Origin of the sequence: Lysinibacillus sp. FSL M8-0216 (assembly GCF_038595555.1) — a bacterium.
Taxonomy (GTDB): Bacteria; Bacillota; Bacilli; order Bacillales_A; family Planococcaceae; genus Lysinibacillus; species Lysinibacillus fusiformis.
On sequence record NZ_CP152007.1, the window covers coordinates 4104529 to 4119092 of the forward strand.

14 protein-coding genes are annotated in these 14564 nt (G+C 37.9%); 2 read left to right on the forward strand and 12 right to left on the reverse strand.

The genetic code is table 11. From position 1 onward, the window contains the following. Positions 1-95: 95 nt before the first annotated feature. Together MKX57_RS20465 and MKX57_RS20470 are read left to right on the forward strand one after the other, a co-directional pair. Positions 96-1382 (forward strand): glutamate-1-semialdehyde 2,1-aminomutase, encoded by a 1287-nt coding sequence (locus MKX57_RS20465; RefSeq protein WP_089986838.1) that lies wholly within the window; start codon positions 96-98, stop codon positions 1380-1382. A 135-nt stretch (positions 1383-1517) separates the two neighbouring features. After that, positions 1518-2606, forward strand: a complete 1089-nt coding sequence (locus MKX57_RS20470) for an aromatic acid exporter family protein (protein WP_008173466.1) — start codon at positions 1518-1520, stop codon at positions 2604-2606. Between the two features lie 91 nt (positions 2607-2697). Here the strand turns inward: MKX57_RS20470 and MKX57_RS20475 are convergent, their stop codons facing one another. From MKX57_RS20475 to MKX57_RS20530, 12 genes are all read right to left on the reverse strand, one after another. Next, positions 2698-3732 (reverse strand): toxic anion resistance protein, encoded by a 1035-nt coding sequence (locus MKX57_RS20475; RefSeq protein ID WP_090002962.1) that lies wholly within the window; start codon positions 3730-3732, stop codon positions 2698-2700. Positions 3733-3754: 22 nt separating this feature from the next. After that, positions 3755-5386, reverse strand: coding sequence for a YceG family protein (locus MKX57_RS20480; protein WP_096365881.1), 1632 nt, complete (start codon positions 5384-5386; stop codon positions 3755-3757). A 261-nt stretch (positions 5387-5647) separates the two neighbouring features. Beyond that, positions 5648-6466, reverse strand: coding sequence for an HAD family hydrolase (locus MKX57_RS20485; protein ID WP_089986835.1), 819 nt, complete (start codon positions 6464-6466; stop codon positions 5648-5650). A gap of 11 nt (positions 6467-6477) precedes the next feature. After that, positions 6478-7578 (reverse strand): cysteine protease StiP family protein, encoded by a 1101-nt coding sequence (locus MKX57_RS20490; RefSeq protein ID WP_342530831.1) that lies wholly within the window; start codon positions 7576-7578, stop codon positions 6478-6480. Then, positions 7575-8936, reverse strand: a complete 1362-nt coding sequence (locus MKX57_RS20495) for a phosphoribosyltransferase family protein (protein ID WP_089986833.1) — start codon at positions 8934-8936, stop codon at positions 7575-7577. Before MKX57_RS20495 ends, MKX57_RS20490 begins: the two co-directional genes overlap by 4 nt. Then, positions 8917-10110 carry an HpcH/HpaI aldolase/citrate lyase family protein gene (locus MKX57_RS20500; protein ID WP_090002966.1) on the reverse strand — a complete coding sequence of 398 codons (1194 nt, stop codon included), beginning with the start codon at positions 10108-10110 and terminating at the stop codon, positions 8917-8919. Before MKX57_RS20500 ends, MKX57_RS20495 begins: the two co-directional genes overlap by 20 nt. A gap of 101 nt (positions 10111-10211) precedes the next feature. Continuing rightward, a complete protein-coding gene (locus MKX57_RS20505) occupies positions 10212-10370 on the reverse strand; it encodes a hypothetical protein (protein WP_008173481.1) in 159 nt (52 codons plus the stop codon). Positions 10371-10498: 128 nt separating this feature from the next. Next, a complete protein-coding gene (locus MKX57_RS20510) occupies positions 10499-11074 on the reverse strand; it encodes a TerD family protein (protein ID WP_008173483.1) in 576 nt (191 codons plus the stop codon). A gap of 34 nt (positions 11075-11108) precedes the next feature. After that, positions 11109-11690, reverse strand: a complete 582-nt coding sequence (locus MKX57_RS20515) for a TerD family protein (protein WP_008173485.1) — start codon at positions 11688-11690, stop codon at positions 11109-11111. 31 nt (positions 11691-11721) lie between these two features. Continuing rightward, positions 11722-12339 carry a TerD family protein gene (locus MKX57_RS20520; RefSeq protein ID WP_008173487.1) on the reverse strand — a complete coding sequence of 206 codons (618 nt, stop codon included), beginning with the start codon at positions 12337-12339 and terminating at the stop codon, positions 11722-11724. Between the two features lie 267 nt (positions 12340-12606). Further along, on the reverse strand, positions 12607-13503 hold the full coding sequence (nikC, locus tag MKX57_RS20525; protein ID WP_008173489.1) for a nickel transporter permease: 897 nt from the start codon (positions 13501-13503) through the stop codon (positions 12607-12609). A gap of 12 nt (positions 13504-13515) precedes the next feature. Further along, positions 13516-14520, reverse strand: coding sequence for an ABC transporter permease (locus MKX57_RS20530; RefSeq protein WP_008173491.1), 1005 nt, complete (start codon positions 14518-14520; stop codon positions 13516-13518). Positions 14521-14564 lie beyond the last annotated feature (44 nt).

The following is a 14564-nucleotide window of genomic DNA, read 5'->3' on the forward strand; positions in this document are numbered from 1 at the left end:
AAGTAACAAATCAAGTCATATTCCTTAATTTCTTTGGATTTCTTACACTGATAGGTCTACAATAGATTACGTATAAAAAGATAGGAGGCAATACTATGAATCACGCAAAATCTGAAGCAGTACACACAGAGGCGTTACAACATATCGTTGGTGGTGTAAATAGCCCTTCTCGTTCATATAAAGCAGTAGGCGGCGGTTCTCCTGTGGCAATGGTTCGAGGAAAAGGGGCTTATTTTTGGGATGTAGATGGCAATCGTTATATTGATTATCTTGCAGCATATGGTCCTATCGTTACAGGTCATGGACACCCTCACATTGCTAAGGCCATTACACATGCAGCTGAAAATGGCACATTGTTTGGAACGCCGACTGAATACGAGGTTACTTTTGCAAAAATGCTAAAAGAGGCCATTCCGTCTATGGATAAAGTACGCTTTAACAACTCTGGTACAGAAGCTGTTATGACAACTATTCGTGTTGCACGTGCCTATACAGGACGTACAAAAATAATGAAATTTGCTGGATGCTACCATGGTCACTTCGATTTAGTATTAGTAGCTGCTGGTTCAGGTCCTGCTACATTAGGAACACCAGACTCAGCAGGGGTTACGACTTCTACAGCTGAAGAAGTTATTACGGTACCTTTCAATAACCCTGAAGCTTTTACAGAAGCAATGAATAAATGGGGCGAGGAAATTGCAGCTATTTTAATAGAACCAATCGTAGGAAACTTCGGTATTGTTGAACCGAATCCTGGCTTCCTTGAATTAGTACACGCTACAGCCAAAGAAAAAGGAGCCTTAACAATTTACGATGAAGTTATCACGGCTTTCCGCTTCCACTACGGTGGTGCTCAAAACTTACTTGGCCTAACACCTGATCTAACAGCACTTGGAAAAGTTATTGGTGGCGGTTTACCAATTGGTGCATATGGTGGTCGTAAAGAAATTATGGATACAGTCGCACCACTTGGCCCAGCTTACCAAGCCGGAACGATGGCCGGAAATCCAGCATCTATGCAAGCAGGTATTGCATGCTTAGAAGTCCTGCAAGCACCAGGCATTTACGATGAAATGGATCGGTTAGGTGGGATTTTAGAAGAAGGAATTTTAGCTGCAGCTAAAGAGCATGGAGTGACAATCACGTTAAATCGTCTTAAAGGGGCGCTGACGATTTACTTTACAGATGTGAAAGTTGAAAACTATGAGCAAGCCGAAAACTCTGATGGTGAGATTTTTGGCCGCTTCTTTAAACTAATGCTTGAGCAAGGCGTTAATCTAGCTCCTTCTAAATATGAAGCATGGTTCTTAACTACAGAACACACGGAAGCAGATATTCTTGAAACGATTAAAGCTGTAAATTACGCATTTTCACAATTATAATAATGAACATACGAAGGCGACTTTCTATCATAAGTCGCCTTTTTCTTATTCATGCATACAAATCTATGTATTTTATGAGCACTTCCTTCTATAATGTAAAGAAGCTAAAAAATATTAGACAGAAAGGACATCTTTATGAAATTAGGTGCCCGCGTATTTAAAACTGGTGTCGCTATCGTATTTGCCCTGTTTATTGCAGAGCTATTAAAACTACCTTCACCTGTTTTTGCTGGAATAGCAGCCATTTTTGCGATTCAGCCTTCTATTTATCGCTCTTATCAAACCATTGTAGAGCAAGTGCAAGCAAATATTATAGGTGCAACCATTGCTGTCTTTTTCGGCCTACTTTTTGGCCATCATGTGGTTGCCATTGGCATAGCTGTCATAATAGCTATAGGTTTAATGTTGAAATTTAAACTAGAAAAATCTCTTTCGTTAGCGCTGGTGTCAGTTGTGGCCATTATGGAGTTCCAAGGAGAAGACTTTTTAACATTTGGTTTAATACGCTTTGTTACTATATTAGTCGGCGTGTTAGCAGCATTTGTCGTTAACCTTGTTTTCTTACCACCGAAATATGAGATCAAACTATTCCGCAAAATTTATATTTTGCAGGATGATATTATTCGTTGGACACGACTTGCGGTACGTCAGGCTTCTGAGCATACATCCACAAAGGGTGCATTAAGTAAATTTAAAAGCCGTATGTTACGAGTGGATACGCTGTATGACTTATATAAAGAAGAGCGTAATTACTTCAAAAATAAAAAGTATGTAAAAGCACGTAAATTGGTCGTCTATCGTCAAATGATTTTAACTTCCAAAAAAAGTTTAGAATTGCTACAACGATTGCATAATCACGAAAACGAATTAGCTAAGCTTCCTACGCAATTTCACTTAATGATTCAGGAACGGCTTGATTCCTTATTAACGTATCACGAACAATTGCTCTTAAAATATACAGGGAAATTAAAGCCTGAGCATTCTGAGTGGAGCAAAAGCATCGACTATGTTCAACGCAATGAACTAATGGAAATTTTCATCAAGCAAGTGAACTTTGCTCGCGAAGAAGGCGATACAGAATTTTCCAGCTATCACTTACTCTATATTTTATCGAGGATATTAGATTACGAGGAAAATTTAGAGCATCTAGATACACTGATTGTTTCATACCAAAGCTACCACGGCCATGAAATTAATGTAGAATTTGAAGAAGAATTTATCTAGCAACCATGTAAGCGACAGATTCATGTACAGCGAATCTGTCGCTTTTTACTATACGAAAAAACCCCTAAGTAAAATGTACTTAGAGGTAAAATTAAGAACGTAACGCAAGCAATTGCTGCTCAGCTTGCTTACGTTTATCTGTCTGCTCATTCCGTAAATGCTGATAATTAGCAATACCCGTAACAATGGTATCCCACATTTCTTCTAGCGTCTGGGTTGTATCCACTTGCTGGGCAAGAGTCGTGCTTAGGTGAACCGCTTCATTGCTAGCTTCTCCAAATTGCTTCATCCGATTTTCAAAGGCGGATGCTGATTGATTTTGTAATTGCTGCCGTCTTTCATTTACAGCATTCATCAGCCCCATTTTAAAAACAGGAATGGTTTTAACAAATGCGCCATTAATCTGTTCCATCAACTCACTATTCCCCTGACGTAGCATCTCAATTTGTGGGGCTGTTAAAATGGCAACCATTCGTGATTTCTCTAACTCATCTATTTTTTGTTGAAGCAGTTCTGCAATTGCCTGTAAGCGATTAAGCTCCATTTTGGCTACCTGATTACCTGCCTCACCCTGTTTTTCATACATAGGAATTAATGTGGTTTGCACCTCATGTAATTTCATATCAGTTGCTACGATATATTTTTCTAAGTCAAGGTAAAACATCAAATCTTCCTTGTATAATCGAGCGAGTAATCGATTATCCTTCGCTAATTCCTCTTCCATAAGTACAAATTGGTAATGAATTTTCTCAATATCTCTACCGAGCACATTGTATTTTGCATATACATCATCTTCACTTTTGGATTTACGTGTAAATAGCTTCTTGAAGAAACCCTTTTGCTCAGTAAAATCTTTTTTATCAAATGTCAGCATTATGGCCTCAAGCTGTTTAAATAGTGCATTGGATTCAAAAGTAGCTGATTGGGTCACTATAGCTAAAATTTGATCTGCAAATTTTGCTAATTTGTTAGCTGGCTCTTTTCCCAACGCCATTAGCTCTAGCTGATTTTTTATATCAATCTGATGAGCAATTTGTTGGACCTCTACATGCTCTCGTAATTGTTGTTTGACGGCATCTGCTGTTTCTTGTGTCAGCTGCTCAAGCATCATTGGGATGTTTGACATGGTCGCCGCCTCCTTCCTATCATCAGAAAAAGCGATTAAAGAGCTTTTTAATAATTTTATCCGGTGCCGTTTTTTGTTGCTGTGGTTCTTCATAGGGCAAGTCAAATAACATATGCTCTAAACGATGTACATCGTACGTGTCCTCTTGCAGGTGCTTTTCTAAATCTAATTGACCTGTTGGATTATAAAAAACGATATCCATCCCGAACCGATTTAAAAACGCTAGTAAGGCAATATCTTCACGCGATAAGGCTGGTTGCTGTGGCGCTTGATACAAAACAATCTTCGGTATCTCTTGTGAATAGTCGAAGCTTTGCAATAATCTTAGGATCTCTTGAGGAATCATTGTTAGCTGCTTAAATAAAAATAACTGTAAATCATATAAAGTCTCATTAGGCTGTTGTTTTAACATGGGTTGCTCACAAGATGTTTTGATCGTATGCGCAATGGCTTGCTGTAGCTCCAACGATAATTCACCATACTGCCACCAATCACTTTGTATAATACGTTCTACTGAAAGTTCACCATTTACTAAGCAATGTTTATAGTGAAAATGAAAGTTGGCCTTGCTCGTTTTTGTAAAAGGGAATTCCTGCACGAAGATAGTTTGTGGGTTTATTAATAACTGATGCATTAAGTGCCAATATTCCTCACGCTGGCTTGAGACTCCACTGATTTTAGCAAAGATGACAGGGATCACTACTTCATTTCCATTGATATCAAATTGCGGTCTTACCAATGCTTTTTCCTTCGCATAAATAAAAATATCATCATATGTCATACGTAAAGTTAATGAGCGTGGCATAAAGTCTTTAAATTGCCACGGTCTATAGACTCCTGATTGCTGGTCATGCATTAATTGTTCAAAGTGCTGACTAGAACGATACCCTACAGTTGCCTGACGATCACGAGGCTTGTCAGGAAATGGCTGTAATGTTGTTTGGCTCGTATAGGAATAGCTGACGGAAAACGAATCAGTAGGATCTAACTCAGCAAACTCATCGACTTTTGCTGGATGAAATATTAATACGTCACAGCCAAGTTCCATTAGCAGTAAAAGAAAATATCGCTGACTAACAGTGGCTTCTCCATACCAAACAACTTTAGGAAAATCATCAGTAGGCTTCAGAGCTTTAGCCCATTGAATCCAATGGTTTTTTAACCACTTCACCAGATCAATTAAAAAACGGCGAAATTCATTGGAAAGTAAGCCTAGCGATTGTTGATGTTGAAATAATTCTATAACCTTAATAGTCGTTAGCTGTAAATGTCGATTCATAATGCTGTCATCATGTTTGGGAATCAATTGATACCCATACATCATCGCAACTAAACGATTAATAGTAAGCCCTTTAGGTGTTTGCTGATGCTGCGATAAAATTTGTTGTATAGCTTGAAAGTCTTTCTGTTCAATATGCTTATTTAATTCTTCACTTAAAATATGAATATTTTGGTTTTGAGATAAAGTAAATAATGAATTAAAATACTCATCTTCCTCAATTGGTACTCCTAAAACACGTAGAGCAATACGGCTAAAACTTATTTGTTGCGGTGTTTCCTCATAAAATGCACGATTCTTTGGTGAATCTTGAAACGCCTGTAGCCAATCATCTGGATTACGCTCGACTATTGATTTAATTGTGATTGTTTGCATACAAACGCCACCTCCTAAAAAAATCATCCTCAGTAACCTTAAGCTAAATTCAACAGGTATATTATGTTTGAAAAGGTATACGTAACATCCCAAAAATAGAACCTAGTAAAATATGGATTCCACTTTTCTGAAGTTTTATTCCACCATTACTAAGTAAAATGTAAAAAAACTAATCTGATTGCAGGCATAATAACTTGGTTGTATACAAACAAATGCAAATGTACTTTATGAAAAATTTCGTTTGCCATCCATAATTCTATCCTATAATAGAGAAAAATCTGGTTGTGTTGCATGCTGTAAAACAGTCTGAAGCAAATGTTTGGTAAATGCTTCCCCCTCATACGGCGAGTATGTTGTATTATGTAGTATTTTTGGCTGTTTATCCTTTAAATCACCGTGATTTGGTGTAAAAGCTACATCAGCCAACATCAGCATTCCATAATCCATCATAGAATCACCTGCTGCTATATGCACATCGTATGTACAAAACTCCATCATATATTCTATTGCAGCTTCCTTGGTCAAAACCTTTGGCATGAAATATAATTTTTTTCCTTGCAGAAGAACGCACCAACCATGGGCATCGAATTCTTGAACAATGGCGTGTAAATCATCCTGTTGTAAAACATCCAGATTTACATGATGGACATAAAAAAGGTCGTCTATATAGAAGGAACGTTGTAGCCATGTATCGGATTTGATGGTTTGAAATAGTTGTGACATATCCTCTTGCGGAATTGAAGAATCTTCAATACGACTACCTAATGTTTTCGTCCATTTGTCGTATGGCTGACCCTTCTCTAATATTGTACCCCCATTACTCGTAATTGCAAAAGCAGGGTTCAAGTCATTTATAAATTGAATTCTTTTATATTGATGCAACGCTCTAGTTGTAACAGGGACAAATAGTGTTTGCTGATGCACTTGTTGCAATAAAATAGCCGTTTCTTTTGTCATCATGCTCATCGTTTCATTAGCCTTCTGTTCAACGACCACTTTATCTGAAATAGGCGGAAACATTTCCATCATACGTTTAGAATAAATTAGTGTTCTATCTAAATCTGATGTGAATAATATCATGGTGAGCTCCTCTACAATTCTTTTATTAAGCCGCAACATGCGTAAGACATATGCGAATATTCTTCTATTATTACATTTTTTTCATGAGCTAATAATAAAATGTGCTCTAGCTCATCCATATACTGTGGATTAATTAAGATTTTCCAAGGTATTCGTCGCAATAAAACTCTTGTCGTTTCTCCAACACCTGGTTTAATAAGGTTAATGTTATCCATATCAAAATCCAATTGAATATTTTGGACCGATTTCATACCTGCCCAAGTAATAAGAGAAGTGGCTTCGTCCTGAAGTTGACTGATAATCTCACTCTGTACTTGTTTGAAGCATGCGACTATACGATCTATGTACAAGTTCGAGACATCTATATCTTCTAATTCTTTGTAGTATTTTGCTCCATGGAAGTCGTGCTCATCCATAAACTGCAAATTTAAAACAGTTCTACTCACCAAGCCAGAGACAGTTGAATTTAAACAAGCCGATGGAATTAAAAAATCTTCGCGAGTTCCATAAATCGTCGCACAATGCCCTGGATCTGCTAATACAGCTAAATCAGCATTTAACTGCGCTTGATAGTGTCCATTAAATTTTTGGCAAGAGTGGATCAATTCTTTCGTTATAGCACCTTTCCCCGTCCAACCATCAATAAATTGAAGACAGCCTTGTGGATGTTGTGACAAAATATAACGTATCGCCGCCTCATCAAATCCACGACCACGCAAAATTGAAATCGAATAATGTGGCACATCCACCTTATAGTTCATCGATATGTACCGTTTGATTAAAACACCGATTGGTGTACCTGCTCTAGCTAAACTAACAAGTATTAAATTGTCTAATCCTCTACTTTTAATGATTCGTTCTGCTACTACCCCAACAGCTATGGCTATTTTATTCGCGGAAGCATCCAAGGTTTTATAAAATAGATTCATATATGTTTTTGATGGGTGATATTCCACTGGTAGCATTTCAGAATAATGCGTACCTGCTTGAATAAGCTGCTCCCGTTTTTCATTACCCATCTCTAGAAAAACATTTCCAATATCACGCAATAAAAAAATAACGTCCTCTTGTGCATAGCTACCCATTCTATCTGGCTGTAAAGTCGATTTCATCGTGCTCCCTCCAACTCATGCATACAAATGACATATACCTTTGCTTCACTAACTGACTGCAGAGCCGCCACCATCCGAGCTACTACCTCTTTATTTGCTATACGTTCCACTAGTAGAAAAAGTTCCGTATACGGTTGGCTTTGAACATTATATAAATAATTTTCGACCCCATTATTCTCGGGACTCTCAAATACTATTTTCTCTGTAATCGTATAATCTAAATCGTCTGTACAATAGATCGGACTGCGAGTTGTTGATTGAAAATAAACATCATTCCCTAAATAAGAGGCAATTTGCATAGGCACATACATAAACTCACCAGTCCCAATCACAAGAGCTGGTCCGTCCGTTCGTAGCTCCTTTAATTGCTTGGCGATAGTCTGTAACATGTGATTTTGTTCAAAATGCTGTTTAGATGTTAGCATAAATCTCCCTGTTGCTTTTAAATACGGCTGACTGTTCATTTTGCTATTCTCTGCAATTGAATGATAGAAAAGACGATCAGTGGAGTCTTTGATGGGCAATAGGTTGATGTTTCTTGCAGCAATGGTCGTAATGCTCGGCTGTACACTTGTTAAACTAGGTACTCCTGTACAATTGAATGTCCCACACATAATGGAGATGAATTCAATAGAAATCCCCCATTGCCCCTCTAATTGCTGAAAGATCATTCGCTGCTGGTCCGATCGCCAATCTAAAATGGATAGGACAGCGTACTGTTTAACATCAGGAAATTTTTTTTTTAATGTTTCAATTATGTTGATGACCGTATTCCCAGTAGTAATCTCATCATCTATTAACACGATACGCTTAGCCTGCTGTAAAACATCAGGTTCCTCTGTATAAATTCTATGGCTTGTCGCATGGGAATGTTCTTCTTCGAATGTGACAAATGGTTCAATATGAGGAATGACTTCACGAGTAGTATGAATATACATAGCATTTGATTGAAATGCATTAAATACGGCATGTCCAAGTGCAGTGGCCGTCTCCGCAAACCCAATAAACAATGTCTCTTGTGCTAACTCTACACTTTCTTTCACAGAATTTTGTAGTTCCTCTACATTTATTCCTTCTTTTAAAGCTTGAACAATAGACGATATTGTATTGACCTTTTGACTACTGTCTTGCTGGTCGTACATCATAGCTAATAGAGCTCCAGTTAGCATAGGAATTTGTGGGCGAACAGCCAAATGCTTGCCAAGCACAGTACTTACAAATAAAAATTGTCTCTTCTTATTTATACGAGCTGCCATTTGAAATAAATCTGTTAGCGCAAAATTGTGTGGGTTATAGGTAATTTCAATATCGATTGAATAGTTTGGTAAAATAGTAAGTTTACTCATTTGTTGTTGCATACATATGACCACCTAGTTCAGAATTTAATAATAGTGAGGCGAAATCCATAGATTCATGATAAACGCCATAGACATGTGCCTGTTTTAAAATGCGTTGTGCCCATCGCATATGCGGTTTGATTTCATTCATTTTATTAGCATAATGACTTTTCATGACACCTTTACTACCATCATTATGTTCAACAATACTAAGTGCATCTAAATACTCTTCATATGAAATAGCGTAAAGTGCATGCACAACACGGATATGACTTGGATGAATGACCGTTTTACCGACAATTCCATTTTGTTTATCCATTAAAACTTCCTTCATTAGTCCATCTAAGCAATCGTCTAATAATGCTTTCCTCGTTTCAAGCGCACCTTTTTCACTAAATGGTGTCATGCGTAATGCCGGTTTTAACACACGCTGATTACTAAAATACTCCCACACTGGCCCAGATATCACAAAGCCGTCTTCCTCACGTCCTAAAATATTCACTATATCAGCTATACAATCCCTTATTACGCTAATATCATATATGGTCGAGTCCATACGGCGGCGAATTCCATAAATTCCACAAAAATCAGTAGCACCAATTCGTATATTCAACACCCTTGATTTGTGCTGCAGTAAAACCGATTTAATGGCTAATAATGCCTCCATACGAGATTCTTTATATAGAACCTCCCGGCTTTCTAAAATCGGCATCCCATATAAGGTAAGATTATTTTCTTGAATTGTTTTCTCAAGAAGCTCAAAATAATGTGCTCCCTGCGTCGCTGTGAATTTTGGAAAGACATAACCAGTTAAAATTTCCTGCTTTTCTTTTAATCTAGCAGTTAAATAACTAAATTGTTCAACATGACGCACACGAATAAAAAGTAAGGGGATATCTTGGAGCTGCAATTGTTTTTGTTGATATAGTTTATATAACTCGCTAATGTCCTCCATCAACTTTTCCTCACAATCACCTAATTCTGAATCCCCTACTGCATCCTCTAAATCAATAACAAGTGACGTAAGTTCTTTATATTTTTGTGATTGGATCAAACCTACAATATTAGGCATGGAAGCGGGCATATACAAAGTAGCACCTAATGCATAGGATAAAATATCTGGCGTTGCCCATTTCGTAAAAGGCTGCGGCTTTTTATAAAAAATCGTCTCTGCTTCTGTTGCAAAGTGTTGCATCTAATCCACTCCCCAATAATTATGCCTTTGTGAAAAAAGCACTGTATCAGCCTGTTCCTTACAGACCAATACAGTGCCATGTTACACTGCTGATTTCTTATTCATCTTTGTACAACAAATGTCAATAAGAACGCAGCAATTAGAATAATGAAAAATACTTCGTGTGGTGGATGGAATACAAAAATACTCCCAAACATTTTCAGTACAATAAGCGGATTTAAAATATATGCAGTCGTTTCAAACTCTGACACTCGCTCCATTAAGTACGCATCATAAATATTCCTAAATCCCGCCTACTAATAGAACCTATACTTTAATGTGCATATGTACTTAATCATTTATTAAGTACATCACACATGATTCTCATCATGTACCTGCAACTTACTAGTTACTGTAGGCCATATGCGCTGATTAATGCTGCTAAGCCGCCTTGATAGCCCGAGCCTATTGCGGCAAACTTCCACTCGCCATTATGACGGTACAGTTCACAAAATACTACGGCTGTTTCAATACTGAAATCTTCGCCTAAATCATAACGCAATACCTCTGCTCCTGACTCTTCATTTGTCAACCGAACATAAGCATTTAGGACTTGTCCAAAGTTTTGATGACGTCCCTCTGCATCATAAATAGTGACCGTTACAACAATTTTGTCAATTTGAGGAGATACTTGCTTTAAGTTGACGAGGATTTTTTCATCATCCCCATCCCCTTCGCCTGTGCGGTTATCCCCTGCATGAACAACAGATTGATCTGGACTTGCTAAATTATTGTAAAAGATAAAATCTTGTTCATTACGACATTTGCCCGATGCATCTAGTAAAAATACAGATGCATCAAGGTCAAAATCTTGCCCACCATCAAATTGTTTAACATCCCAGCCTAAGCCGATGCCGATGCTGTTTAAACTAGGGTCTTGCTTCGTTAAATCAATTCGCTGCCCTTTACTTAATTGAATAGCCATTCAAAAATCTCCCTTTCTTTCCAAAGATGAAATTTTAGTTTACGTTCAAGCCGTAGTCATTACATAAAGCAGCTAAGCCACCCTGATAGCCAGCACCAACTGCGTTAAATTTCCATTCTCCGTTATGACGATATAATTCACCGACTACAACTGCTGTTTCAATACTGAAGTCCTCACCTAAATCAAAGCGAATTAGTTCTTGGTTGGATGCAGCATTTACAATACGAATATATGCATTCGATACCATGCCGAAATTTTGATTACGTGATTCTGCATCATGAATAGTTACAGTGAATGCTAGTCGTTGAACATGTGCAGGAACTTGAGTTAATGCGACTTTTACCACTTCATCGTCACCTTCACCAACACCTGTTAAATTGTCACCAGAATGTTCAACTGACCCATTACCACCTTTTGTATTGTTGTAGAAAATGAAGTCATTTTGATCTGCTACTTTTCCTGTATCAGCAAGTAAAAATACAGATGAATCTAAATCAAAATCATTTCCACCATCATATTTATTTGTATCCCAACCTAAACCAACAATTACATTTGTTAATCCCGGATTTGTTTTTGTTAAATCTACTTTTTGACCCTTTTGTAGTGAAATGCCCATACTTTTTATTCCTCCTAAATAGTCGTTTATTTTATTGATATCTTCGAACAACGTCGCCAAGTTTAAGATCATTCGTTCCTGAACCAACTGCTGCGAATTTCCATTCAGTTTGATGACGGTAAATTTCACCACAGATTAACGTCGTTAAATTCGAATAATCATCACTTAAATTATAGCGAATTAGTTCGCTTCCTGTCCTGTCATCATACACACGAATATATGCATTTCGAATCATACCAAAGTGTTGGTTTCTACCTGCCGCATCATAGATGTTTACGACAAACACTAGCTTATTAAATTGTGTCGGAACAGACGATAGCTCAATTGTAATTACTTCATCATCTCCATCGCCATCTCCCGTTAAATTATCGCCAGAATGTCGAACAGAACCACAGCTACTTGTTAATTTCCCAAAATAAATGACATCGTCCCCAGCTAAAACTTTATCATCTTGCAGCATTAATACGGAGGCGTCACAGTCAACGCTTCTACCACTGCCACTATTTCTACTAGAAAATAAGCCACCAAGGAAGCCACCGCTTTTTTCTTGGCCGACAGGGTCCCACCCTAACCCTACTTTAATCTTATTTAATCCTGCGTTACCCTTTGTTAAATCAACACGTTGCCCTTTTTGTAAATTAATCGCCAATTTGAACACCCTCCTAAAAATATGTATTTCAATTGAAAGACTATATGTAAAGTCATAATCTACGCATTTAGATTGTCTTTTTCAACAATACTTTAAGTCTAAAATAACGTGACAAAAAATTCAATAAATGGCTCCGAAAGGTTCATCTTTTTTTATTTTATTTTGTAGGAATATTTCTATAAAGGACGCTTCAACTGTAAAAGAGTTCCTTTTCAAAACAGCCGAAAAAAAACCTTCTAGCTTGTAGAAGGCTCATGAATCTAATTACTAATTTTTCATTTTCGGATCTAGTGCATCACGTAAACCATCCCCCATTAAGTTAAAGCCAAGAACCGTTAACATAATCGCTATCCCTGGGAAAATCATTGTCCATGGTGCATTTAATAAAAACTTCCTTGCATCGGCAAGCATTTTTCCCCATTCGGGTGCTGGGGCTTGCGCGCCTAGCCCAAGGAAACCTAATGCCGCCGCTTCAATAATGGCAGTTGCAATAGCAAGCGTCCCCTGTACAATAATCGGAGTGATTGAATTCGGCAATATATGAGAAAACAGAATTCGTGAATCACGCATGCCAATTGCCTTTGCTGCTACAATATATTCCTCTTCTTTGACACTTAATACTTTTGAGCGGATTAAGCGTCCAAAGTTCGGTACGTTAATAATGGCAATAGCAATTAATGCATTTTGTAAAGATGGACCTAGCACTGATACTACTGCAATCGCTAGTAGCATACTCGGGAAAGCTAGCATAATATCAAAAATACGCGAAATAATCGTATCGATCCATTTTCCATAATAACCTGCAATGATGCCAAGTAAACTACCCATTATAACGGATAAAATAACGGAGAAAAAGCCTACCCAAAGCGATATTCTTGCGCCATGAATGATTCTCGAAAAGATATCCCTTCCAAAATCATCCGTTCCAAACCAATGATCAGCGGATGGTGCCAGTAAACGCTTCGTTAAATCTTGTTCATTGATGCCCTGTGGTGCAATGAACGGACCAATGATAGCCAGTAAAACGAAAAATATAACAATCCCGGCGCCCACTAGTGACACTTTGCTCTTTTTAAAGCTACGCCAGCCTTCGAGCCATGGACCTACTGCCCTTTCTGGAACTGGTGCTGCTTCTTTTTTTATATCGATTGCTCCAGTCATCATTGCAACTCCCTTCTATTTGTATTTAATACGCGGATCGACGACTGTATACAGTAAATCCACGATTAAGTTAATCATGATGAAAATAAATGCAACGATTAAAATTCCTGATTGAATAACAGGATAGTCTCTGAAGCCAATCGCATCATAAATATAACGACCAATTCCTGGCCAACTAAAAATCGTCTCTGTTAAAATGGCACCACCTAGCAGTAATCCTGTTTGTAGACCAATTACCGTTAACACAGGAATAACGGCATTCTTCAATGCATGCTTATAAACAACAATAAACATTTTTTGGCCTTTTGCTCTTGCAGTGCGGACATAATCTGAGCGCATAACTTCCAGCATAGAAGACCTTGTAATTCTGGCTATAATAGCCATCGGAATAGTTGCCAGTGCGACACCTGGTAATATGAGTCGCTTTAGGACTTCGACGAATTGATCAAAGCGACCTTGAATGAGCGTATCCAATAAATAAAAATGGGTTATGGCGGTTATAGGATTTCGCACATCTTCTCGACCAGAGGTAGGCAACCATCCAAGCTTGCTACTAAATGTCCATTGCTCCATCAAGCCAAGCCAGAACACCGGTACAGAAACACCGATTAATGCGACAATCATCGCTGTATAATCAAACCAAGAATTTTGGAACCACGCAGAAATAATACCAGCATTTACACCGATAACAATCGCAATAATCATCGCAAAAAAGGCTAGTTCAGCTGTTGCTGCTAAGTATGGGAAAACTTCGTCTGATACAGGTAATTTTGTACGTAAGGAAACCCCTAAATCTCCCTGAAAAATGCCTGCCAAATAACTAAAATATTGTGTATACCAAGGTTTATCTAATCCTAAACTTGCGTTTAATGCCTCGACCGCCTCTTTTGTCGCCTGTTGTCCCAAAATAACTTGAGCGGGATTACCAGGTATTGCTCGTATTAACATAAAGACAATAAAAGTCATTCCAAGCAAAACTGGGATTAGTTGAAGTAAACGTCTCCCCATATAGTGAAGCATGTTCATCACCTCTCTATGATTTTCATAATCTACTTTGAAGTCTT